Below are 22807 nucleotides of genomic sequence, written 5' to 3' on the forward strand. Positions count from 1 at the left end.
GCCGGAACAGCACCCACAACTCGTCCGGCACCAACCGCTCAACCAGATCCGCCATGCGCAGCTCAACGAGCGATCACGCCATCAGAAACGGCGTCTAAGAGCCTCAAGGCGATCGCTGGACGCCTCCTTGCCGCGCCCGAGAAGTTTGCCAAGCGGGGCGAGACCGAGGAGTGGCGTGCGTTCCTGCTGGAGGCCGGGGTGGCCGACGGGCTGGTCCCGGTCAGGTCCTCCGACGCCTTGAGCTGGGTAGAGCAAGGCCGGGAGCTCAGCCCTCGGCATTTGGTCCGCATGGCGAAGGTGTCTGCCGAGGTGCAGGAGCAGTGGGAGCCGTACGTCCACTGGCCCGGTGTCTACTACCCCCGGACGCCGTACCGGGGAACCCCCGCCTGGCGGCTCCCCGGCCAGGACGTCGTCGGACGCCTTGGCCGGGAGGCCCGGCTGGCGTACGCACGGCTTGTCCTGCATGGCCTGGCCAGCTGGGAGGATGCGAGGTTCGCCAGCGTCTGGACCAGTGCCGGCAGCCACAGTTCCCCGGACAGGGAACGGGCCCCGACCCCGCTCGGCGCCTTCGTCCGGGAGCAGCCATGGCTCCCGGTGCGGGGCCGCGACCGGGCCGTCCGGTTCGTCCGGCCGGCTGACGCCTGGCACTGCCCGCCTGGGCTGGAGGAGGAGCCCTCGTACGCGCCGACCGTCGACCATCGGGTGCGCCACCTTCTGGAACGCGGGAAGGCGGGCGACCGCCGTCGGGAGATGCAACTGCCGACCTGGGACGACCCCCGGGACAGCGCCCGCCTCATCGCCGCGCTGGGACGGCTCGCGGCGGAGGGGGCACTGGGGGCAGAGGACCGGCCCGCCGCGCAGCGCGCCAACGAACGCGCATGGAAGCACCTCGTACGGCGGCCCCATCCCGCACTGCCCAAGGGCGCCAGGCTGCTCGCTGAGTCCGGGGACCGGCTGATCAGCGTACCGCTGTCCGCCCTGGACGGCAGGGAGAGCGATGGCGATGGTGATGCCGGGACCGTGCTCTACATCAGCGGTGAACGCGACAGCCTGACGGCCCTGCTGATACGGGAGATGGCGCGCCCCCTGCTCACCCTGCCCGGTGTATCGGCGAAGGCCGCCGAGCTGCTGGCGGCCGAACACCCCACCACCGTCCGACACACCGACGACCTGATGTTCACGGTGACCGTGGACGGCACACGGGTTAACCCCGGGGCCATGGGAGAACCACTGGTCCAGCAGCTGCCCTGGCTCACGCTGGCCGTAAGCGTTCTCTCCGACCACCTGGCGCGCGGCCCCCGGGCGAGCGAGGCCGAGCTTAGCGAGCTGACGTCCCTGGTCCGGAGCGTACGTCTGCACCGCTACCGCTCCTGGGACATCGAGCTCGACGGCCGGCCCGTGACGTTGCCGGGCCGCCTCGGCGGAGTCCTGCCGATACCCGATCCGAAGCATCCGCTCGTCCTCGCCCCGGCAGGCGAGCCGGCCTGGCCCGAGACCACCCGCATCGTGGTGGCGGTCGCCGAGCTGCTGGGACGGCGGGAGTTCGGCGACCGGCTGCGCCTCGCCGCCCACCAGCTCGCTTCCCGCCACGCCGACCTGCGCGACCCGGGCCAGGAGGAGCTCGCCGACGCCCTGGAAGTCACAGTCCACCAGGTCGAGGAGACACGCCTCCGGATCGACGGGGCCATCGGCGTGGTCCTGGAGCGCTGCCGGCCCTTCCTCGTCCACCTGCTCGGCACGGAGACGGCGAACTCGCTGTTCCTGCCGCCGCCGGGCGACACCCGGGAGTTCCAGACTCACCTCGAGGAGTACGCCGCCGAGCTCCCGGTCCTCGTATCCGAGTTCATCGCCAGAGCCCGCGCGGCCCGCGGTACGGACGAACTGCGGCGCGACCTGGGCATCGGATTCGCCGAGCTGAACGACACCCTGCGCACGATGAGCCCGCCCCTGGAACCGGTCAGCCACGCCGACGAGCATGAGGAGGCACTCCGCACCTACCTGGACCTGCGCAAGAAGGAGCTCGTCAACCGGCTGCGCTGGGCAGTGCTGGAGGACTTCGACGCACGCCGTCCGGTGCCCGACTGGCCCTCGGTCCGAGCCCTGGACTGGATCACCGCGCCGGAGGCATGGGAGTACACCATGGACACGGCCGACACGGGGAGCCTGGAGGCCCACGTGGAGGAGCAGCTGGCGCTGCGCATGGGCCGCCCGGTGCCGTTGCCCCGGTCAGGCGAACGCCTGCCCGCCCCCGACCAGGTACGCGGCGCCAACCTCCGTACGATCACCGGCCTGGCCGCCGAACTCGCGGTCCTGGTCAGGGCCGCCGGACACCCGTTGCCCGCGGCCCTGACCGCAGCCGAGCCCGCCGAGGAGGTCACCACGCGGCTGGAGGCCGCGGGCGCGCTCGACTTCCGACACTTGTCCCCCACCGACGTCGTCGGCTGGCTAGCGGCCCTCGGCCAGTGGCCCGACGGGATGGCGGTGGCGACGGATCCCGAACGGCACGGGCTGTCCGGGGCCGACCTGGACCGTGTGCGCAACGCGGCGGAACATGAGCGCCGCGAACGGGAGCGCAAACGGCGGTCGATCTCCGTCGGCGGCCGCGACTTCGACGTGCACTCAGGCGACTTCACCGCCCTCACCCGCGAACTCGACCGGGTCCTGCAGAGCGGCTCGGCGCCGGGCATCACCGCCGCCGGGCCGCTCCGCTTCACGGACCCCCGTCCCCAGACCGGGCGCACCCAGGCCACCGGTCGCACCCGCGGGTGGCGGTACGGGGGCGGTACGGAGAGCGGGCTGACCACGGCCCAGCGGGAGGCCATCGGGTACGTGGGTGAGTGGTACGCATACCAGTGGCTGTGTGCGCGCTACCCGGACCACATGGACGAAACATGCTGGGTGTCGGGCAACCGCCGCAAAGCCTTCCCCGGCCCGTCCGGCGACGACGGCCTCGGGTTCGATTTCCGGGTCGGCTCCGGCAGCCAGCCCTACCTGTACGAGGTGAAGGCGACCGGGGGCGAAGGCGGCCGCTTCGAGCTGGGGGAGAGCGAGGTCCGCGCGGCCCGCCAGCACGCGGGCAACGACCGCTGGCGCCTCCTGGTGGTCACACACGCCCTCACCCCTCACAAGATGGCCATCCAGATGCTCCCCAACCCCTACGGAAAGCGCGGCCGGGGCCGCTACCGGGAGGAGGGCGGGGCACTGCGGTTCTCGTACCTGCTGTGACCCTGACGTTCAACTCCAGCGCGAGTTGAGTCGGGGTTGCACGTCAAGGTCAGAACTGGCCGAGAGGAATCTGGTAGCAGTCGCTGGACGAGGGCGCCGGCCTGGTCGCAGAAGGTACAGACGCCTTCGTGGGTCGATCCGCAGTCGAAGCAGGTTCAGGAGTCCTCTTCCGGTGAGTTGGCTATCGGGGTGCTGATCACGGAGTAGGAGCCGCAGCTGCCGCAGCCGGTTAGGGCACCACCTCCTTGCGTGACGCCTGCCCGTCAATACGCCAAGGACTCCGCAGTCAAGGCCGACACTCAGGCGATCAACGAGCTCAAGGCCGTCCTGGTCATAGCCGACCCCGCCCTGTGGGAACGGCTGTCGACCCTCGGCAACGTCGAGCTGTTCCGTACCTGCGCGCATCTGAGCCCGCCCGACGGTGGGGGAGACGAGGACGCGGTGGCCCATGCCGCTCACATGACGTTGCGCATGCTCGCCGAGCGCATCGAACAGCTCACCCGTGCAGATCGACGAGCTAAACCAATGCCTGGCCCGGCTCGTCGAACGCCATGCTCCAGAGCTACTGGCACCGGTGGGCATCGGCCCGGACAGGGCAGTCACGCTGCTGATTACCGTGGGAGACGAACCCGAGCGGCTGGGCACGGAGACGTCGTTCGCTGCGCTGTGGAGAAGCGACTGCTCCGCCTCGCCACATAGGACACCGTCTTAGCCTCGCGCTTTCATGAAGCGGGCTATCCGACAGGTGGTCAGGTAAGAGAAAAGTGCCTCTGACCAGCAAGAATGAGGATTATCTAGGTCCTTGTTCCCGCTGAGTCGAGAGGCACTTTCCAGGTGAAGAATCCTACAGGGTCCTACCCCCGTGTCCTTGTCCAGAGTGACGGCCGAGCCGTGCTCTCGCAGGCAGGTTCGGTCCTGCTGGTCGAAACTGTCCGCAAGACTGGTCTTGACCAGGCCATATCCGCAGCGCTCGCCCCCTGGCGGAAGCCGCGGGCGGTCCACGACCCGGGCAAGATCGTCCTGGACGCCGCGCTGGCGGTCGCGCTCGGCGGGGACTGCCTCGCCGACATCGCGATGCTGCGGGCCGAGTCGGCCGTGTTCGGACCGGTCGCCTCCGACCCGACGGCCTCCCGCCTGATCGATACCCTCGCCACTGCGGGCGAGAAGGCACTGACCGCCATCCGCACCGCGCGATCCGAAGTGCGTCAACACGCCTGGACGTTGGCCGGCAAGCGAGCACCGGACACCAGTGGGCAGGTGATCGTGGACCTGGACGGAGTCCTGGTCGTCTCCCACTCCGACAAGCAGGATGCCACCCCGACCTGGAAGAAGACCTACGGACACCACCCACTGATGGGGTTCGTCGACCACGGGCCCGGCGGGACCGGCGAACCCGTCGCCGCTCTGCTCCGTCCCGGGAACGCGGGCTCGAACACTGCCGCCGACCACATCACAACCGCCCGTCTCGCCCTCGCTCAACTGCCCAAGAACTACCGGCGCGGACGGCAGACCTTGATCCGCTGCGACTCCGCAGGCGGCACCCACGAGTTCGTCTCCTGGCTTTCCCAGCGCGGGCGCTGGCTGTCCTACTCCGTTGGCATGGTGATCAACGAAACCATCCACCAGCACGTCCTCAAGATCCCGGCATCGGTATGGACCCCGGCCGTCGAGTCGGACGGCGAGGCCCGCGACGGGGCCTGGGTCGCCGAACTCACCGGCGACGTGCTCGAGGGCTGGCCGAAGGGGATGCGGTTGATCGTTCACAAGGAACGTCCGCATCCCGGAGCCCAGTTGAGGATCACCGACGCCGACGGCATGCGGATCACCTGTTTCGCCACCAACACCGCCGGCCGTCCCATCGCCGAACTCGAGCTCCGTCACCGGCTGCGGGCCCGGGCCGAAGACCGGATCCGGGCTGCCCGCGCGACCGGTCTGCGCAACCTGCCCCTGCACGACACCGCCCAGAACAAGGTGTGGCTGGAGATCGTCCAGCTCGCGCTCGACCTGCTGGCCTGGATGCCCATGCTCGCTCTGACCGGGAAAGCTCGGCTCTGGGAACCCCGCCGGCTTCGGCTCCGCCTCCTCTCCGCAGCCGCCCAGCTCGTCACGACCGGCCGGCGTCGCATCCTCCGCCTCGCCCGACACTGGCCGTGGACCGGCGAGATCACCACAGCTCTCGCACGTCTCGCTCTCCTACCAAAGCCCGGCTGACCAGCGACTCTTAGCCCCTACGAGGAGCACCGCCACGACCGGAACAGTGGAACCCGGCGCCCACCCGACGCGACACTCGGGCTGTCGGCCTGCCCGCCCTCAGCCACCGAAAGCGAAATGGTCCGCCGACTCCGTCAGCGGACCATCACGAAAGATCGAGGCTAACGGTGATACCAGGAGCTGCCGGTAGTCGTTGAACCCGGCGGTAGCAAGCGTCAAGTCCTGCTACCGACGGGTTCAACCTCAGCAGCACCGTACTCTGGATTCCTCTGACTTACCTGATGAGTCATCAGTTAAGTCAGCATCCAATCAGCATTGCACCGGGATAGTTTTCCGTACCTGCTCCTGGTCGACGGCTTCGCGGCAGCTTGTTTCGCGCAGATCGCGCAGGTGAGAAGCCTGCTCGCCACGGCGCACGATGTTGTGGAGGGTCTTCGAGTCGAAGGCATGCCGATGTACAGTGAACGACGCCCCTGACCTGCAGAAAGCTGGCGGGGAGTCGTCTTTTAGGAGCTAAAAATGCTGCGAACTTTGATCAAGTCCAAGATCTAGCGTTTGGGTGTTTCTACAGGTCAGAGCCCTGATCGCCGCCTCCAGGTCAGCAAACGGTCAGCATCGTGCCGGACCGCCTTCCGGCTTGCGCCGGGCGGATTGCCGCCCACTGGCGCGCAGCAGGGCATTGCTTTGCTCCCAGCTTGCTTTCAGGTTCCTCGCAGCCGTGGCTGAGGTGGTGCGCCCAGGTTGAGATGCATGAGATCGCGCAAGCCCAGGACGTTCTTGATGAACGGGAGCCGCGCGGTCGTACTGCTGGCGGGGGGCGGCTTGTCGTACGCCTTCGTGGGGGACAGCGATGCGGCGGGCAGCACGGCGCGTACGGTCGCGGTGGCGCGGAGCAGTGTGGAGCGCATGGTGCCGGCGTCAGACCGATGAGCTGAGTTTCGGCGCGTCGGGCAAGGTGACGAAGATCAGCGTCAAGGTCGGTGACACGGTGAAGGCCGGTCAGGTCCCGCGACGATCGACGCGACGACGAGCCTGTCCCAGCTCACTGCGGCCAAGGCGCAGGCGAGCGCGGCGGAGAGTGTGCTGTCGGCGGCCACGTCGAACCTCATAGCCGCGCAGGAGCGTCTCGCACAGGCGCAGAGCTCTTCCCGCGCCCGAAGCGGAGGAGCAGGGCTCGGGCCCTTCTCAGGGAGGCGCTGGTTCGGTCGCTTCGGCTCAGGCGGATGTGGAGTCCGCGCAGGCGCAGGTCGCGACGGCTCAGGCGCAGCGGTCCTCGGCGAAGGCCGCGGTGACGGCTGCTGAGGAGGCGGTGGGTAACACGGAGCTGAAGGCTCCGCGGGCGGGCACGGTGGTGCAGGTCAACGGTGCGGTCGGCCAGTCGGTGGGGCAGGGCTCGACCGCCCCGACTACATCGTCGGCGTCGGCGTCGGGCGGCAAGGGCTCGACCGGAGGCACGGGTGCGGGATTGGACACGGCGGCGTCGGGTGCGGCGGAAGGCGCGACGATCGCCGACGGGTTCATCGTCATCAGCAACCTGGGAACCTTCCAGCTGGCCGCGCAGGTCAACGAGGCGGATGCGGCCCTGGTCGAGGTCGGGCATGAACGGTCAGCCGGGCATTGCGGTAAGACACGAAGACATCTGTGCGGTGCAGTCCTGGACCACGCTCCATCTCCCGCTCGCGGGTGCGCTTGTTGCCGCTTGGAAGGTTCGTCGACTCCGTTGGACAGGCGTAGTGGGCAGGGGCACGATGGTGATCAGGTTGGCACGGTGTATGGACCGGTCGGCCTTGCGGTCGTGCCTGGCGGCAGAGGAGGCACCTTATGGCCTTTGGTATCTCGTTCGAGCCGACGTTCAAGCACACGCCCTGGGTCGACGCCGTGGACCGGGTCGCCGCCGGCGGTGACAACGGGTTCAACATCCGCTTCCAGCGCCTGGAAGCGGACCTGGGCATGGTCGGCAGGCGCTTCACCGATGTCAGCGCCGCGCTGGACGCGCTCGCCGCGACCGCGGAAGTAGTGCGCAGCGTCAATATCGCGCCCGTGCTGAGCGCGGTCGGGCCGGCGGGGTGGGATATCTCGACCGCGGGCGAGGCGAGCAAGCCGCCCGAGTCCGACGAGGCCCAGGGCGCTGTGCCCGTCACGCTGCCGGCCAGTGGTGCGATCACAGGTTTCCGGGCGTTCGGCAGGTGCAGCGGGACGGGCAAGCTGAAGGTCGACCTGGTGCGGCGCAAGCTGACCGGGGGCGCTGAGACGAAGATCGTGCAGATCGTCGCACAGCCCGACCAGGCGTTCCCGCCCGAAAAGGCTCCCGCCCCGGCCGACGCGGTGATCGATGCCGGCGCGTCCTACTTCATCGTCGCCCACACCGACGGCGCCGCGAAGGAGGACACCATGGTGCTCACCGGCTTCCAGGTGACGTACAAGGAAACACGCTGAGCCCCCGTCAGGGGCTCGGCGGTTTCGTCACCGGGCCCTGGTCCGTGTCCACGGTGCGCCGCCGCCGGTAGCGGTGGTACGTACGCGAGGCGTCCCGCGCCAGGAAGGGCTGGGCCACCCCGTCGTCGCCGAACTGCACGTGGTTGCGGCGCAGTTCCGTCGTGTTGATCTCGATGCCCAGGGGGCAGAGGCTTTCGAGCACGTTCATCACGTATCCGAACTGGTCCCCGTCCAGGACGGCACCCTCGGGCAGCTCCACCCGGACCTCGTACGGGTCCGCCAGACCCCTGCGGGCCTGGCCCAGGCAGACCATGAGGGCCAGGCCGTCCCGGGCCGCGTTGACGTTGATCCGGCCGCCGGTTGAGTTGACGAGCGTCAGCGGAAGGGAGTTCGGTGCGGACGGTTCGGGCACCTCCGTGGTGAACCACCGGAACTCCGCGGGGGGCCGCTCACCGGGCTTGGGTGGCCTGCCGGGCAGCAGACTGACTGATGCCAGCACGAGCAGCCGGTTGCCAGTCGTGTCCCAGATGCCCTGCACGCTGTAGAAGCCGCTGTTCAGCAGCGCCTCGACGCGCGCTGCCACGGCGTTCTTCAGCGTTTCCCCGCTGCCGAGCGCGGTGAGCTGCGCGGCGGTGAAGGGGTAGGCCACGAGCTGATCGATCACGACGACGGCGCGCACGTCCTTGGTGAAACCTGCTCCGTCTTTGGCCAGCAGGTCCCCGTCGACGAGGGGCTTGACCTGGGCCGGTGGTGGGGTGGGCTGCCGTCCGGCCACGTCCTGCAGCAGGGTGTCCAGAGCGTCGCCGGTCAGGGGCGCGGGGGCGGCTCCCAGTCCCTCCTCGGCGAATCGGCCCTTCGCCAGGCGGACCGCCTCGGCGGCCAGGACGTGCAGTCCTCCCGTGGAGGTGTCCGAGTTGTGGCGGGCCTGGACGACGGCGGTCTCGCCCCGTGCCATGGTCGGCGGGCCGTCGATCGTCAGCCCGGACATCGGCAGGCAGGAGACGAAGAACGTGCTGGAGGAGAGCGGGTGAACGGTGCGCAGGCCGCACGGCTGTACCAGCCATGTGCCCACCGGGTCCTCGGCGAAGGGACGGGGGACCAGCGTGCGCGCCAGGTCCGCCATGTCCCCGGTACCGGCCTGCAGGTGCGGGACGGCCTCGGCCATCGCGGTGAGCCGCTGCTTGCCGAACTGGTCGAGGGTCGCTCCGAGGCCGAGTTCGTGCAGCGGGTCGGGTTCCTCGACATGGGCCCGGCGCAGCGTGACGGTGCCGGTGTCCCCAAGTGCCCGCATCAGGCGGACTAGGCGGGCGAGGGCGATGGCGAGTGAGGGAGCAAGGTGGCGAACCGTCGGCGGGCCCGCGGGCCTGCTCACCTGGGAGGTGAGCACCTGCCGGACGTCTTCGAGCTGCTGGTGGCGCTCGGCCGGCATCAGCGGGGGAACGGCTTGGTCGAGGTCGAGCAGGTACAGGGTGCGCAGGACGGAGTGGAACCTGGCGCGTCGGGCGGCTCCTTCGGTTCCGACGTCCACCAGCCGGGTGGCCAGGGCCAGTGGATTTTGTCGCTCCTGGAGCCGGAATCTCGCGGAGACGCCGAAGCGGGAGGGCAGACCGGCGTTCGGGGCGCCGTCCGCGCCGGGTCCGTTCAGCGCCTCGTCCAGACCCGCCGGAGTGGGAAGGCGCCATGAAGTGAACATCATCAGCCGGGCGCGGTAGCGGGCGTCGTCCTCGTCGGGCAGTCGGCGGACGCCGAGATCCCGGCCGAGCGAGTCCAGGGCCGAGGAGAAGGCGAGTTCGACGTGCCGGCAGGCCGAGATCTCCCGCACCTGACGGATGATGCGCTGCTTCTCCATCGTGGCGAGGTAGGCGAGGCGGGCGAGGAGACCTTCGAGCAGTACGCCCTCCACGAGCGCCCCGGCCTCGTCCTCCGCCAGCGCGGGGCCCAGTACCTGTTCCGGCAGGACCGGGGCGTGACAGTCGGGAGCGGGGACGACATGCACCCGCGCCGTGATCCTCAGCGAGTTGCCGGACCCCTCCGCGGGGCCCTCGCCGGCGGTCGGGGGCGGCGGGAGGAAGGCCGGGAGGAGCGTGCCCGCACCGGAGAAGGGCGCGTAGACCACGGGTGGCAGTTCCCGCTCCCCGTCGCCTGCGCATCGTACGACCACGGCCTGGTCGGCCAGTGGCCGGCGCAGCCTGACCAGCAGGACCGGTTCGTGGAACGGCCCGTTGACGGTGAACGCGCCCTGGGACAGGGGCACGGTACGTCGCCGGGCCGCGGCCGCGTACACGGGGGGCAGCGCGGCGAGCGCGGTCTCCAGACCGGATGTGCTCAACGGGCGGCTGTCCGGGGCGAGCGCGGTCATCGCAGCTCCCGAGCCGGTGTCGATGCCTTCAAGGCCAACCTCACACGATGACGATGTTTTGCAGGGAGTCGACGAGCATGGCGATCTCCGTGGGGCTGATCTGGACGTCCTGGAGTGGTTCCAGCACCTGAGCGCTCTGGGGTACCTCGCCCGGCCCTTCGAGCGGCACGGACGGCAGCTGCGGGGGAAACCGGCTCAGCATCAGGTCGCGGGCGTCGACCACGCCGGGCTCCTCCATGACCGCCCAGAGCACTTCGCTGTAGCGGACGGGCTCGCCGATCCCCAGCGCCTGCACGCGGCGCCGTACCCGGTCCAGGATGCGGCTCTTGAGGGCGATGGCCTCGGGGGAGACCTTGACGGCCTCGGGCAGACCGACCGGAACGGGCAGGCCGTCCACCGAGATTTTGCAGGTCAGGCCTACGCTGACCTGCTGTGCCTGCTCGATCTTCGGCGCGATGCCGACGGGCCGCACCTGATCGAGGGCTGCCGCGACCCGGTCGCGCAACTGGCCGGGTCCGTCCCAGATCGCGCCCTCGTCCGGTGCGACGAGCACGGTGAAGAAGTACGGGTTGCCCAGGCTGCGTTCCTGCGAGAACAGGCGCTCGAGGAAGGAGAAGCTGCCGAAGATCGGCTGATTGATGTCGAGACCGCCGAACAGGTCCTTCACCAGCACCTGGCGTACACCGGGGACCAGCGCGGCGGTGATCCGCATGGTCTCGGGCGACCAGACGTTGCGCGGATAGGCGAGCAGGAGATCCCGGTAGCGGGAGTCGCTCCAGTACATCTCGCCGCCGCCCGTCGCCGTGGTGTGCTCGATGGTCACGACCTCCGGACCGAGCCGGCGCACCGCGTCCGTGCGGGGATCGGCCGGGTTGAAGCGGCTGATCCTGCCCGGGGTGGTGCCGTTCGCGTCCACGGCGTGCGGGTCGGCGTTGGACTCCGGGCCCGGAGCGAAGGCCTTCACAGCGACGGTGACCTGACGGGCGCTGCTGGTGAGGGTGGCGGATTCGTCGATGAAGTAGTCCTGGCCGCCCGAGGTCAGCAGCCGGGTGCCGCGCGCGAACGCCACCTCGGGGACGTCAGGAGGCAGTTCGCCCATGAGCTTGAGGGTGACCTTCCCGGTGGCGCGGTGATGGGGGCGGGGCAAGCCCAGCTCGGCACCGAGGCGGGAGAGGGCGTCGCCGACCGCCGTGCTCACCCGGGTGTCCTCGTAGGACAGTCCCAGATGGACCCAGGCACGGGCCTCCTCCAGCGCGATGATCTCCAGGACCTTGCGCAGGGTGCTGCCGGCCGTCAGGTCCACGTCCGGGCCGAACAGCACCTGCGCTGCGGCCTTCTTCTCGTCCAGCAGCCTGGCCAGCGGTTTGGGGACGAAGCCCTCGGGGGTGATGCCGAAGGGCTTGCCGGAGCCGCTGACGCGCGCCAGTTCCTCCAGGTCTGTTGCCTGATTGTCCTCAGCCATCGGCCGCGACCTCTCCGATCGTGCTCTGAAGAACGTCGCCGAGCACCGTGCGCAGGACGACGTTCACCTGCCAACGCCGGCTGCCGGGGACGGTCTCGGTGAGGGTGAGGTCGAGCACCTCTGCCACCCGCGAGTCCACGGAGACGGTACGAAGCACCGACAGCCGCAGCATCTCCAGGATCAGGGGCGGGGTGAGCGCCTGCGTGAGCACTTGGAGCCCGTCGAAGCCGAACCGCAGGTGGAAGGGGTCGGTGCCGAGAGCGGTGAGCAGGGCGACGGCCAGGTCCTGGGCCAGGTTCTCGCCGCCCTCGACGCGCGCGAGGTCCCGGCCGCCGGGGCCGTCGGTGAAGGCGAGATCGTGGCCGATGCCGTCGGGGCTGGTCGGGGTGAGGGCGATGCCGTGTCCGAGCCAGCGGCGCTCGACGTCGGCACCCCCGTCGCCGGTGGGCACGGGGCCGGGCGGCATCAGACCACCTCCACGGTGCTCTTCGTACGGAGCGTGATCTTGTTGGCGGCCAGGGTGAGATCGGCGTCGGTGCTGATCTCGATGTTGCCGGAGGAGTCGATGGCGATCCTGGCCTTCGCGGCGGCGTGTTCGATGACCACCTGGTCGGAGGCGGCGTCGGCGGGGCGCTTGCCGACCTTCGTCATCAGCGCCTTGCCGACGCTGATCCGCAGGCCACGCACCTCGATCACGCGGTTGCCCTGTCCGCTGACGAGGTCGTGACTGGCCTCGTCGCGGGGCTGTGGTGCGGTGGCCGGATCGCCGGCCGAGCCGCTTTCGATGCCGGTGCCGGTCAGATTCGTCGGCAGGCTCAGCCACCAGTCGCCCAGTTGGGATTTGGGAGCCTTTCCGTTCTCCCACAGTGCTCCGGCGGCGACGGCGTTCTGCGCTTCCTCGCGGTAGTGGAGGCTGACCACGCGCATGCCGGGGTAGTGCGGCACCACCAGGCCCGTCCCGCCGAAGGCGTACGGGGTGAGATACGGCTTGCCGACCAGCTGGGTGGGCGTCTTCGCCGGATCGGCCTTGCCGGGCACATTCGGTGACGGCGTGTCGGCCAGCCCCTCGTCGATGGAAAGCGTCTGGGCAGCCACGTCGTGCCCGTCGCGAAACGTCTGGGCGACGTCCTGCCTGCGGACGAGCCCCACCTCGTGCGTGCGGCGGTCCAGGGCGGTACGGCGGCGCTGCTCGGCCAGGCTCGCCGCGAACTTGGCGGCCTCGTCGCAACTGCCCGACCTCGGACCCACGGCCTGCCGCTCGTCGCCGGTGCGGCGTTCCACGGTGAGCCTGGTGACAAAGCCCTCGGCGGCGCTGAGCAGGTGGTGGACGCCGACGACGCCGTACTCCTCGGCGTTTTGGAAGGGCCCGGCGCCGCGCAGCCCGCGGGCGGCACCGCTGACGGCGTCGCCGAGCGGACCGATGGCCGAGTGGGCGAGCGTACCGGTCATGCTCGCCGGGGACGGGACGGGCAGGTCCGCTTTCACCATGTCGCCGACGCCGATGTCCGGGCGGCCGAGCAGGGTGAGATCGAACCGGCGCACCTCCGGCGCGTCGAACGGGGACCCGAGCGATACGGCGTCCGGGTCGCGCTCCACCACCGGTCTGCTCTCCACGAGGCCTGTGGCGGGGGTCAGTTCCCAGGTGTCCCCGCCGCCCACCGGCTTCGTCCAGCGCCCCACGTGAAGCCGCCCCGCGCGCAGGAACATCGGCACCTCGGCCCGGGCGTCGCCGTCGTGGGCGAGACGCGCGAGGTCTTTGAGCGCCTGTACGACGGAGCCGTCGGCGCAGACGTCCAGGGGGCCGTCGACCGGGATGTCCGGCGCCTCGCCCAGGACCGGCACGCCCACCTTGGCGTCCCGCTGGCACAGCTCGCGTGCGTAGTCGACGACGGTCGTGTGCGGCACCTTCGTGTCGAGCTGCGGGTGACGGCACTGCATGCGGAAGTACGCCGCGTCGATGCCCTCGAACCGGGCACGATAGGTGAACTCCGCACGGGAGCGCTCGACGGCGAGCACACGGCCTTCCAGTACCTGGCTGAAGCCGTCGTCCTCCCCGGTGCCTCCCGGCAGCGGGGCCCCGATGGCGGCGAGGGCCGAGGTGACGAACCCGCGCTTGAGATCCCACCAGCCGAGCCGGATCTCCAGGTGTACATACAGGCCGGCCGCGATGGTGTCGTAGTCGTCGTCGCGCATCCCGTCCACGGTGACGGCGAAGGTCGCGCCGCGCAGATTGTTGTCCGCGTCGACCCTGATCTCCGCCGGATAGTCGGTGTGCGTCAGGCGCAGCGGCTCGGACTTCGTGTCGGGGAAGCCCTTGCCGTCGTCCTTGCGGAACACCAGCGCCCAGCCAGCCTGGAATCCGACCACCGCTTCGGTCGTGGGATCAGACAAGGAGGTCATGGACATTCCCTTCCAGCGGCACGGCGGAGCGCAGCGGCGGGCCGCCCGCCCCGGCTTCCCTGAAGCCCGCGACGATGCGGCTGCCGACGTCCCCCGGCTCCACCAACGCGCCCGCCGCGAGGCAGAGTTCGGTGACCAGGACCTCCACCACGAGACCGGTGGCCTGCGAAGTCCCGAACGCCATGGGCAGGCCGACGACCACGGGGGCCGATCCGATCACCCGGCCTCCGTCCACCACGACTAGGTACGGGCGCACCGCGGCGGAACTGAGGGCGTCCGGTGGCTGTGCGGTCAGGCCGACGCGGACACCGTCCTGTTCTGGGTCCTTGCCGGAGGCGCCGCGCGGAGCCTGTTCCTCCATGCCGTCCACCACCGGCCGGGTGCGGTCCAGCGCCAGTGTCCCGACGATGTCGCCGGTCATCGCGACGAGGGTGACGGCGAGCAGGCGGCCGTTCGCCGACACCCGAACCTGCTGCGGCAGACCGCGGGCGGGGTTGAACGGCAGCGGGCTGTAGCCGGCCGGCAGGACGCTCGTCACAGGAACTCCGTCGCGGTGGAGGCGACCAGCATGCCTGCGTCGACGAGCAGGTCGACGGGTCCGGGAGGCGCCACATGCTGGAGCCCGATGGTGACCTGAATGGTGTCGATGCGCTGGGTGGACGCCATGAACTGCAGCTCCGTCACATGCATGTTCATGCGGACGGACATCCGTGTGGCGAGGATCAGCCCGGAGACCTTGCCACCGGTGAAGCGGCCGATCGCGCCGCCGCGTTTGGCGAAGTCGGCCATCAGCTCCAGCCCCTGCTTCCACGCGTGGCGCTGCGGGCCGATCAGCAGGGCTGACAGGTTGGCGCTCTCGTCCGCGCTGCCGACCGCGGCCCGGAAGGAGGGGGTGCCGATGGGGGGCATCGTGTAGCGCTCGGTGTACGTGAGCTGCTGCACGGCGAACAGTGGGACGACCAGCAGACCGTCGGTGAGGATCGCCGAGGGCAGCCGCTGGAACTCGTCGAGCTTGGACGCGGACGTCACCGTTCGCTCACCACCTTGAACTGCAGCTCCACGCCGGGCTTGCGCAGCTTGGGGCCCAGGATCTCCTCGAAGGCGGCCGCCAGTTCGGGGGAGTTGGTCACCCAGTGGACCCCGCGGAGCCCGTTCTCGTGGGCAAAGGCCAGTTGGCGTTCCAGCTCGGTTTCGACGGTAATGCCTGTCTTCTCCTCGTACACGGCGATCTGTTCCCGGGCTGAGACCGGGGGAGAGGGCTTCATCTGCGTGGCGACATCAGGTGTCTCGTCGACCTCCCACGGGCGGTCGCGGCGGGGGAGGCCGCGCTGGATCTCGTCGGATACCTTGCCCTTCTTCGGTGGAATCACGCGGCCCTTGATGTGGCCGGACTCGGCCAGCGGCGCCTCCGAGTACTTGGCGTCGAGCACCCAGCCCTCCACGATGCCGTCGATCCCGATCGTGGTGAAGCCGCGGATGGGCTGCCGCAGCCGGCCTGTCCACTCGAAGGAGGACCCGGTCCACCTCTGCTGGAAGGCACCGGCCTTGACCTGCGGGCCGCCCTTGGGGACGGCCTTGCCCGGAACGATGCGTTTGTGTGCGACCAGCACGGCGATGACCATCCGGTTGCGTTCGGCGAGGTCGCCCGACCCGCCGATGATGGCCTTGACGGCCTCGGTGACGGCGTTACCGCCTCTGCCCCGGAACAGGGCCACCAGGGTCCTCGCCGCGTCATTCACCCGCTTGGACTGGGCTCCTGCGTACTGCCTGGCGCTGTAGGACTCGTAGGGCCCCTTGCGCCCCTTGGGCACCGGCCGTACCGGGCGCGGCGGGTGGTTCTCCATGGCCTGCAGCAGGGAGCGTGCGGCGCCTTCGATCGCGGGATGTGTTCCGGGGGCCAGTCGCGGAGGGCTGACCAGGGGGAGCAGCCGCGCGATCTCCGCCGCTTTCGGGGGGAGCACGGGTGTATAGGAACGCGTCAGCCCCAGCTGCGTCTCCATATGGTTGCGCAGCGCGGTGTGCCAGTCGTGCTCGCCGCCGCCGATCGCTTCCCGCACGGTCTGCTGGAACGTCCTGAGGTTCTCGAATTCCTCGACCAGGGCGCGCATGTCGGCCGCCTGCGCGGCCGGGCTGCGCGCGGCACGGGTGGCCGTGCCCTTGGTGCGCAGTACGTCGCGGTCTTCGAGGAGGCGGACCAGCAGTTCCTGGAGTCGGTCGCGGGACGCGTGCAGCCGGTTCTCGTGAACGCCGAGCGCTCGTAGCAGCAGCCACTCGACGAGTGCGTCGGCGGCCTTGGCCCCCTTCACGTCTCCGTAGACCTGCTTGAGGACCTTTGTGATCGCGCTTACGGAGCGGTCCTTGCGGCTCCATGCACGCAGACCCTGGAGGGCTGCCGCGCGGTCTGCTGTGACGGCCATCAGTCCTTGCCCTCCTTGTGCGGGGGTGGCGGTGGCGGTGGCGGGGCCGTAGTGTTGGCGGGGGCTGGGGTGGGTCCGGCTGCGGGCTGGGAAGCGGGGCCGCCGGCCGGAGCCGGTTCCTCGGCCGTGTCCAAGGTGCCGTGCAGCAGGCCCTGTTCCCGGCTCCATTCCATGATCACGGGTCCGAGCACCTTGGCCGTGATCGTGTCCATCACCTCCGTGATCACGATCTGGGTGACGGCCTGCGCCAGGGCGTGCTTCAGAAGTTCCTCGGTGGTGTTCGCCACGATGTTGTGCCACACCTGCTTGGCCACGGTGCGCTCTGCGGCGTGGGCCGCCTGACGGGCCGCCTTCACCGTCTGTGCCGCCCGGCCGACGATCTTGGCGCTCATCGCCGTGTGCCCAAGGTCGAAGACCGCGAAAGCGAGCCCGATGGCGGCCATGAGCTGAGCCGTCTCGACCTCCTGCCACCGCAGGAGCGCTTCGGGGTCTTCCAAGGAGCGGTACAGCTGTTTTTGTTCTTCCGCCTCTTGGTAGTCGCGGTAGGCCAGCGCCACACTGGCCGCGCCGGAGATCAACCCCGCCACCGTCGCGCCCAGCGGAGCGCACAGCAGGGCGAGCACGACGATCCCCACGGTGCCCGCCACTTTGAGGACGGTGTCGAGGTGCGCCTTCCTGCCGATCGCCAGATTCACCCCGAGGGCGTACTCGGGAAGGCCTCCCACATACGGCCTGAGCTCCTCGTCGGCCATCCCGTGGATGCCCTTGAGGGTGTACTGGATCCCGCGGTGGTCCTTGCCCCCCTCCTTCGCGATCCAGTGCGAGGTCTCCAGTGCGAAGAACGCCCCTCCTTCCTCCTCCCGCGTCTTGCGGGTCATCTCCTCGTTGGCCGTGGCCATCCGACCGAGCAGAGCCGTGAGATAGGTCCACACGTGCGAGGGGTCGGCGTGGGCCGACCGGAGCAGTTCCTCGATGTCCTCGACCTGGAAGAAGATCGGGTCGACCTGGTTGACCAGGGCGCGGCGGGCGTTGATGCCCTCCTCCAGCTGGCCGACCGTCCACGACCGTCCGCCGTGCACGGCCACGTAGGCGGTCGCCTCGCGCTCGATGCGGGAGCCTTCGAGCTGGCTCAGGGTCTGCGCGTCCACGGCCGCGATGGGTGCGGGGGCCTCGTAGTGGGACTCGTGATAGCCCGCGCGGTACTTGGTCTCGCGTGCGGACAGCACCTGGCGCACGGTCCCCGTCACGCCGGTGCGTTCGGCATGACGTACGGCCCTGCGCAGCACGAGCAGCTTGACGACGCTGCCGCCGAGCACGTCCAGGGCCTGAGTGAAGTGCTGGAGCGTCTCCTCCTTGTGGCCCCCGCGACGCTCCTCGATCGCCGCACGCGAGGACCGCAGTTGCTGGAGCAGAAGGACCCGGCACGTCTCGGCGTACATGTACATGCAGCCGGTCGTCAGGTGCTCACGGACGTCCTTGAGGAACTGGAGCCCCCAGGAAGCCGCCTGTGCTCCGGCCTGGCCGGCGTACGGTCTGACCAGGGCGGCGTTGGCCGGATGCTCGTACATCGCCGCCACGTCGTTGGCGAGCTCACGGACCAGACCGGCGACCTCACCGAGCATGCGCATGAACTGCAGCTCGGGGGCCTGGCCGGGGCGCAGGTCGAGGAAGCCGTTGTTGCCCTTTCCGTCGCCGCGCACGGTCACCTCGCTGGTGACGTCGCTCTTGAGCGTGGCCAGGCCGACGCCGTGGGCGCGCGTGGCGATCAGACGGGCGCAGTTCACGGTGAACATCCCCGCGTAGGTGCAGTTGTCGGGGACGTCGAGCAGGCGCGCGATGCGGAGCATGCCCTCCTTCAGGCGGGCTACGCCGTAGGGGAGCCTGAGCAGGGAGGGCTCGCCGGCGTAGGGGGAACACGTGAGTTCCTCGCCCTTGATGCCGGTCAAAGGCCAGATGTTTCCCCGCCCCTTGCCCTGGGGGCGCCCGGGCGTGCCGCGCACGGACTCGTCGTCCCCTGCACCGGGGCGGGACGCGGCGTCCGTTCCGGCCGCGGTGCCCTTGGCGCCGGGGGGCTTTTTCGGGGCCTTGGGCGGGGCGGGTTTCGATCCGGGTTTCACTCCGGGCCTGGGGGCGGGCTTCGCAGGACGCTTCGCGGGCGGTGCGGCTTGGCCAGGTCCGGTTTTGGCCTTGGGCTCGGGCGGGCCCGGCGGCAGAGCGGTCACGAAGCGGATGGGCGACTGGATGTTGCTCCTCATCGTCGCGAACAGCTGCTGATCGCCCGTCACCCGGCAGATGACACGGGGCCCCTGCGCGCCGGAGAGCAGCCGTTCGGCATAGCGGCGCCTGGCGACCGGGTCACGCAACGGATGGGAGGCCGGTTCGTGGCGCTCGTCCAGCAGCTCCTCCGTCATCTTCTCCAGTTCGTCGACGGTGGCGGGCCGGTCGGTGCGCACCAGCTCCTGGTAGGCACCCAGATCACCGGTGAGCGTGTCGCGGTGGAATTCGGCGCGGCCGCCGGTCTTCTGCCACTTCAGCAGTTCGAACGGGTGGTACTGCGGATCGTATTCGCCTTCGAGGATCCGCCCGTCCGGCTGGATCCTGTCGACCTGGCTGATCCACACCAAAGTGGCCTCGGCCGGCCCGCCCTTGACGGACACGAGCCCCGCGTACCCGGGATAGCCACAGCTGGCGGGGTCCCACTTCGCGCCGTTCCGGGCGACATGCGCATCCCACGCCACGGTCAGTGCCCTGGCCAACGTCAGCGACTGGCCGGCGGCGGGCCGCCAGTACGAGGCCGGTTTGCCCGCCCTGCGGTCGTCCAGGAGCGGGACCGCCGCCTCCTCGCCCCCGTGGTCGTAGGACGGGATCCGGTACGTGCTGCCGCCCTCGTGCTCGCGCACCCGTGAGGCGTCGAGGCTCTCGTCCGACCGGTGCTCGGTGCGCACCTGCGGCATGCCCTTGCGCTGGAGTAGGCCCGAGGAGGAGATGGCCCGCGTCAGCCCGCGTGTCACGGCCGCCGCGGCTGCCTCCCGTACGCCCTCGGCCGGGATGGAGCCGGTGAACACCGGGTCCGGACGGTCGACCACGATACGGCGCCCGTCCCCGCGCACGTCGACGACCTCGTGGCGCACGGTGAGCAGGGCGGTACGGCAGGCATCACCGACCGCCTGCTCCAGCAGCGCGAGTTCACGCGCCGTGATCGGCTCCACCAGGCGCACCTGGAGGGGGAGGTGCACATGCAGGGGCATGCCTCACCCCCCCTCAGAATGGGCGTCCATGGCCTGACGCACCCGCCGCAGGGCCTGGTCGACCGCCTCGCGCACCACATGGGCGGCAGGCGCCCCGACGATCTCTACGACGACCGGCAGATGGACGTGGATGTCGTGTCGCGCGTCCTGTTCGGCGAGCGCGAGTTCGGCTTCGCTCCCTTCGAAGGGCACCACCATCTCGCCCCGGCGTACCAGGGCGATTCCGGTCCTGCGCACGCGTCCGCCGCGGGGGCGCGCGTCGCCGCTGCCCGGCCAGGGGCCCTCCGGGCGGCCCGTGGCGTCCGTCATGAAGACTCCTTCGTGCCGTGTCTGCCGTATCTGCCGCGGCTATGGGCGAGTCAGGTCTGGCTAGGCCACCACGGGCGGCAGCTTGCGCTCCTTGCCGTCGTCGACGACCGCCTCCCGCGCCACACCGCCGAAGACCGCCGAGGGTGCGCCGGTGACCACGGCGTTGGACGGGTTGGCCGAGGTGATGAGGCACTTGTTGAACAGCAGCTTCTTGAAGTCCCACTCCTCGGTGCTGCTGCCCTTGGCCTGATAAAGCCCGATGGAGAACTCCGTGCCCTCCATGGCCAGCTGGGTGAGCTGGGCCGCCGCACCGCCGATGGCCTTGACGGTCAGGGTGAAGGTGAAGCTGGCCGGGTTGGAGATGTATCCGACGTGGGTGGCTTCCAGGGAGTGCACCACCTCCGTGTTTAGGGTGAACGTGGGTGTGAAGGAATCCACAGGAGTCAGCGGCGCGTCAACCTTGTTGTCCACGACGACGGCCAGACGTGTGTCGGCCCAGGTGCTGGGAGTGGTCACGGCATCCTCCGGTAACCGGCTCAGGACTTGAGCGCGAGATTGATGTTGAGAAAGTGGACCGAGCCGGCGTAGGTGACGGTCAGGAGCACCTCGACGATGCGTTCCGTGCGCGCTGCGGTGAGCGTCGCGGCCTGGCCGGGGGAGCGGCTGGCCTCGGCGGCCTCCAGGATGGGCAGCAGCGGAATGTCGATCGTGTAGTCGGTGATGATGCCGGAGCCGACCAGGGGGCTGAGGATCCCGTCGATCCGCGAGCGCAGCCCCTGCATGCCCAGCCGGTCGATGCGCGTGTCGCCGATCGTGCCGATCAGACCGGCCTTGAGCAGGAACTCGATGTGGTCGAGTACGCGCACCACGTCGACGTAGAGCCGTTGGACGTCGGTGGTGTAGCAGCGCCCCGAACCGAAGTACAGGCCCTCACCCGGGATCAGGTCCGGGTCGATCACGGGAATGACGAAGGCTTCGGCCAGATCCTTGATCTCCGTGCCGTTGAACTGGTTGGCCAGCGGGATCTGCACCTCGCGGATCGGCTTCATCAGCACGCTCGCGTGGGGCGGGAATCCGGCGATGGCGCCGGTCGCCGCGGCTGCGACGTCGAAGGCCGGTCTGCCGTTCTTCACCTCCACGCGCGCGGCGACCAGGATCATGCGGCTGGAGCCACTCTTGATCTTCCGGTACGCGTTGTCGGCGGCCGCCGCGAAAGTGGCGTCGCCCAACTCCAGTTCAGGGTTGACCATGGCCACGCCCATCCTGGCGGAGCCGGCCTTGCTGACGTCGTCCACATGGTCCTTGAGCTTTTCCAGGTGGGCCGGATCGACCTCGCAGGCCAGGCAGACGAACTGGACGGGCAGTGCGGCTGCGGCAATCAGCGCGTTCGTGTAGTCGGGTCCTGACTCCGGGGCCTCTCCGCCAGGCCCGGGTGTCCCGTCGGAGGTGGCGGTGGGGACGGCGTAGACCCGAGAGGGTGCCGGGTCCTGGAGCAGGGTCGTCCGCACGGCCTGGTAGAGCGGACCGGAGTCCATGCCGCCCTCGGTGGCTGTCGTGAAGTGCTTGCGCGCATCCGCCTCGTCGCCGATCTGCAGCGGGACGTTGGGTTTCGCGTCTCCGAATCCGCCCGTCGAGCCGACGACGGCGATGTTGCCCACCGCGCGTCTGGCCAGTGGCTGAAGGCCACGCGTGTCGATGGTGACCTTGATGAACGGGAACTCGGCGGTCACGGTCTCGGCCATGCTGTTACTCCTGGCGGTCAGGGCACCGCGACGGGCACGATGCCGATGTGCCGCAGCCGGGTGGTGAGTTCGGTGAGGCGAGCGGCACGCAGGTGCGCGGTGTCGGAGGGGTCGATCCCGGTGGAGTCCGCGGGCAGGTCCCCGTCGTCCAGGGCGGTGTCGGGGAACAGGAGCAGGGCGGGGGTCGCCGTGCGCACGGCGATTCCGGGCGGTGGCTGCGGCAGATCGACGCTCGCCGCCACCCGCGCCATCCCGAGCTGGATCTCGGCGAGCCGCGACGCCAGATCGTCGAGCGGTCCGTCGAGGACGAAGGCGACGCAGAGCACCTTGAAGGCGGTCTCCGTCGCGGGCTTCGTGGCGTCCTCGACCAGTTTGAGGCGAAGCCGCAGCGGATTGTGCGGCGTGCTCAGGCCGGCCCGAAGCTCCTCGAAGGTCAGCGCGCGCCTGCGCAGCAGGTCGCCCAGGGGCGCTTCCCCGGTGGTCTCGAACCGGTCCTCCAGGATGTCGACGAGCGAGGTCAGCCGCCGTTCCCCCAGTGCCTGTGCCTCGGTCGGCAGGGACCCGTCCTCGGCGACGATGCGGGCGTCCACGGTGTCGAGGGCGGCGATGTCGCCCAGGTCGTCCACGCTCACCTCGGTGACCGAGGTCTGCACACCCGCGCGGCTCGCGAGCAGCGTGAGGTCGAGCCGGGCGTCGGCGTCCACCGTCGGGCCCGTCAGCGGCAGTTGGGCGGCCAGTCTCCACTGATGGGTCGACTGGATGTCGTACAAGTGTGCTTCGAGCGGCTGCGGCGTCCGGGAGGTGGGCATGAGGCTCACCTGACGGGTCACGACAGCGGTGACCGGACCGACCGTCGCCTCCTGCGGCAGGAACGCCGTCTGCAGCAGGCGGTCGCCCACCTCGGTGGTGAGCAGTGCGGCGCGCTCGTCCGTGTCGAGCAGGCGCAGCAGCGCGCGGTCGCGGAACCGCATGCGGCTCTCCTCTCGGCGGATCGAATC

At 69.9% G+C, this 22807-nt stretch carries 18 protein-coding genes; 4 read left to right on the forward strand and 14 right to left on the reverse strand.

Annotation, left to right across the window (positions count from 1 at the left end; translation table 11 throughout):
- The first annotated feature begins 288 nt into the window (after positions 1-288).
- A complete protein-coding gene (locus IG62_RS0100005) occupies positions 289-3225 on the forward strand; it encodes a protein NO VEIN domain-containing protein (RefSeq protein ID WP_051797309.1) in 2937 nt (978 codons plus the stop codon).
- Between the two features lie 834 nt (positions 3226-4059).
- Complete coding sequence (locus tag IG62_RS0100010; RefSeq protein WP_030795935.1) at positions 4060-5436, forward strand: IS1380 family transposase; 1377 nt, start codon at positions 4060-4062, stop codon at positions 5434-5436.
- Positions 5437-6137: 701 nt separating this feature from the next.
- Here the strand turns inward: IG62_RS0100010 and IG62_RS46930 are convergent.
- A complete protein-coding gene (locus IG62_RS46930) occupies positions 6138-6344 on the reverse strand; it encodes a hypothetical protein (protein WP_030795937.1) in 207 nt (68 codons plus the stop codon).
- On the opposite strand from IG62_RS46930, the gene IG62_RS49985 reads away from it, so the two are divergent.
- On the forward strand, positions 6287-6547 hold the full coding sequence (locus IG62_RS49985; protein WP_107052871.1) for a biotin/lipoyl-binding protein: 261 nt from the start codon (positions 6287-6289) through the stop codon (positions 6545-6547). The genes IG62_RS46930 and IG62_RS49985 overlap by 58 nt on opposite strands.
- A 146-nt stretch (positions 6548-6693) precedes the next feature.
- Here the strand turns inward: IG62_RS49985 and IG62_RS0100020 are convergent, their stop codons facing one another.
- Positions 6694-6963 carry a hypothetical protein gene (locus IG62_RS0100020; RefSeq protein ID WP_158794931.1) on the reverse strand — a complete coding sequence of 90 codons (270 nt, stop codon included), beginning with the start codon at positions 6961-6963 and terminating at the stop codon, positions 6694-6696.
- Positions 6964-7257: 294 nt separating this feature from the next.
- On the opposite strand from IG62_RS0100020, the gene IG62_RS0100025 reads away from it, so the two are divergent.
- Positions 7258-7872, forward strand: a complete 615-nt coding sequence (locus IG62_RS0100025; protein WP_030795941.1) for a hypothetical protein — start codon at positions 7258-7260, stop codon at positions 7870-7872.
- A 7-nt stretch (positions 7873-7879) separates the two neighbouring features.
- On the opposite strand, the gene IG62_RS0100030 is transcribed toward IG62_RS0100025, so the two are convergent.
- From IG62_RS0100030 to IG62_RS0100085, 12 genes are read right to left on the reverse strand one after another with little or no spacing between them, the layout of a single operon-like run.
- Entirely contained in the window at positions 7880-10231 is a 2352-nt protein-coding gene (locus IG62_RS0100030) for a hypothetical protein (protein WP_030795944.1), read from the reverse strand.
- A gap of 40 nt (positions 10232-10271) precedes the next feature.
- On the reverse strand, positions 10272-11693 hold the full coding sequence (locus IG62_RS0100035) for a baseplate J/gp47 family protein (protein ID WP_030795946.1): 1422 nt from the start codon (positions 11691-11693) through the stop codon (positions 10272-10274).
- Positions 11686-12159, reverse strand: a complete 474-nt coding sequence (locus tag IG62_RS0100040) for a hypothetical protein (RefSeq protein WP_030795948.1) — start codon at positions 12157-12159, stop codon at positions 11686-11688. The genes IG62_RS0100035 and IG62_RS0100040 overlap by 8 nt, the downstream gene beginning before the upstream one ends.
- On the reverse strand, positions 12159-14093 hold the full coding sequence (locus tag IG62_RS0100045; protein WP_030795950.1) for a hypothetical protein: 1935 nt from the start codon (positions 14091-14093) through the stop codon (positions 12159-12161). The genes IG62_RS0100040 and IG62_RS0100045 overlap by 1 nt, the downstream gene beginning before the upstream one ends.
- Complete coding sequence (locus IG62_RS0100050; RefSeq protein WP_030795952.1) at positions 14077-14631, reverse strand: hypothetical protein; 555 nt, start codon at positions 14629-14631, stop codon at positions 14077-14079. The genes IG62_RS0100045 and IG62_RS0100050 overlap by 17 nt, the downstream gene beginning before the upstream one ends.
- The gene (locus tag IG62_RS0100055; protein WP_051797311.1) at positions 14628-15122 is read right to left on the reverse strand and encodes a hypothetical protein; all 495 of its coding nucleotides are present in this window, start codon (positions 15120-15122) and stop codon (positions 14628-14630) included. The genes IG62_RS0100050 and IG62_RS0100055 overlap by 4 nt, the downstream gene beginning before the upstream one ends.
- A complete protein-coding gene (locus tag IG62_RS45920; protein WP_030795956.1) occupies positions 15119-16510 on the reverse strand; it encodes a hypothetical protein in 1392 nt (463 codons plus the stop codon). The genes IG62_RS0100055 and IG62_RS45920 overlap by 4 nt, the downstream gene beginning before the upstream one ends.
- The gene (locus IG62_RS0100065) at positions 16510-19758 is read right to left on the reverse strand and encodes a hypothetical protein (protein ID WP_030795958.1); all 3249 of its coding nucleotides are present in this window, start codon (positions 19756-19758) and stop codon (positions 16510-16512) included. Before IG62_RS0100065 ends, IG62_RS45920 begins: the two co-directional genes overlap by 1 nt.
- A gap of 3 nt (positions 19759-19761) precedes the next feature.
- On the reverse strand, positions 19762-20067 hold the full coding sequence (locus IG62_RS0100070; RefSeq protein WP_030795960.1) for a hypothetical protein: 306 nt from the start codon (positions 20065-20067) through the stop codon (positions 19762-19764).
- A 60-nt stretch (positions 20068-20127) separates the two neighbouring features.
- Entirely contained in the window at positions 20128-20583 is a 456-nt protein-coding gene (locus IG62_RS0100075) for a hypothetical protein (RefSeq protein WP_051797313.1), read from the reverse strand.
- Positions 20584-20603: 20 nt separating this feature from the next.
- A complete protein-coding gene (locus tag IG62_RS0100080; RefSeq protein ID WP_030795964.1) occupies positions 20604-21809 on the reverse strand; it encodes a hypothetical protein in 1206 nt (401 codons plus the stop codon).
- A 17-nt stretch (positions 21810-21826) separates the two neighbouring features.
- On the reverse strand, positions 21827-22780 hold the full coding sequence (locus IG62_RS0100085; RefSeq protein WP_030795974.1) for a hypothetical protein: 954 nt from the start codon (positions 22778-22780) through the stop codon (positions 21827-21829).
- Between the last annotated feature and the right edge of the window lie 27 nt (positions 22781-22807).

Source organism: Streptomyces sp. NRRL S-337 (assembly GCF_000720175.1).
In the GTDB taxonomy this organism is placed as follows: domain Bacteria; phylum Actinomycetota; class Actinomycetes; order Streptomycetales; family Streptomycetaceae; genus Streptomyces; species Streptomyces siderophoricus.

What these genes read in the sequence shown, in the direction of transcription:
- IG62_RS0100070 (WP_030795960.1), bottom strand. Translation starts at nt 20,067, where the DNA reads ATGACGGACGCCACGGGCCGCCCGGAGGGCCCCTGGCCGGGCAGCGGC.
- IG62_RS0100080 (WP_030795964.1), bottom strand. Translation starts at nt 21,809, where the DNA reads ATGGCCGAGACCGTGACCGCCGAGTTCCCGTTCATCAAGGTCACCATC.
- IG62_RS0100030 (WP_030795944.1), bottom strand. Translation starts at nt 10,231, where the DNA reads ATGACCGCGCTCGCCCCGGACAGCCGCCCGTTGAGCACATCCGGTCTG.
- IG62_RS46930 (WP_030795937.1), bottom strand. Translation starts at nt 6,344, where the DNA reads ATGCGCTCCACACTGCTCCGCGCCACCGCGACCGTACGCGCCGTGCTG.
- IG62_RS0100020 (WP_158794931.1), bottom strand. Translation starts at nt 6,963, where the DNA reads ATGACGATGAACCCGTCGGCGATCGTCGCGCCTTCCGCCGCACCCGAC.
- IG62_RS0100085 (WP_030795974.1), bottom strand. Translation starts at nt 22,780, where the DNA reads ATGCGGTTCCGCGACCGCGCGCTGCTGCGCCTGCTCGACACGGACGAG.
- IG62_RS49985 (WP_107052871.1), top strand. Translation starts at nt 6,287, where the DNA reads ATGCGGCGGGCAGCACGGCGCGTACGGTCGCGGTGGCGCGGAGCAGTG.
- IG62_RS0100035 (WP_030795946.1), bottom strand. Translation starts at nt 11,693, where the DNA reads ATGGCTGAGGACAATCAGGCAACAGACCTGGAGGAACTGGCGCGCGTC.
- IG62_RS45920 (WP_030795956.1), bottom strand. Translation starts at nt 16,510, where the DNA reads ATGGCCGTCACAGCAGACCGCGCGGCAGCCCTCCAGGGTCTGCGTGCA.
- IG62_RS0100025 (WP_030795941.1), top strand. Translation starts at nt 7,258, where the DNA reads ATGGCCTTTGGTATCTCGTTCGAGCCGACGTTCAAGCACACGCCCTGG.
- IG62_RS0100040 (WP_030795948.1), bottom strand. Translation starts at nt 12,159, where the DNA reads ATGCCGCCCGGCCCCGTGCCCACCGGCGACGGGGGTGCCGACGTCGAG.
- IG62_RS0100045 (WP_030795950.1), bottom strand. Translation starts at nt 14,093, where the DNA reads ATGACCTCCTTGTCTGATCCCACGACCGAAGCGGTGGTCGGATTCCAG.
- IG62_RS0100065 (WP_030795958.1), bottom strand. Translation starts at nt 19,758, where the DNA reads ATGCCCCTGCATGTGCACCTCCCCCTCCAGGTGCGCCTGGTGGAGCCG.
- IG62_RS0100005 (WP_051797309.1), top strand. Translation starts at nt 289, where the DNA reads ATGGCGAAGGTGTCTGCCGAGGTGCAGGAGCAGTGGGAGCCGTACGTC.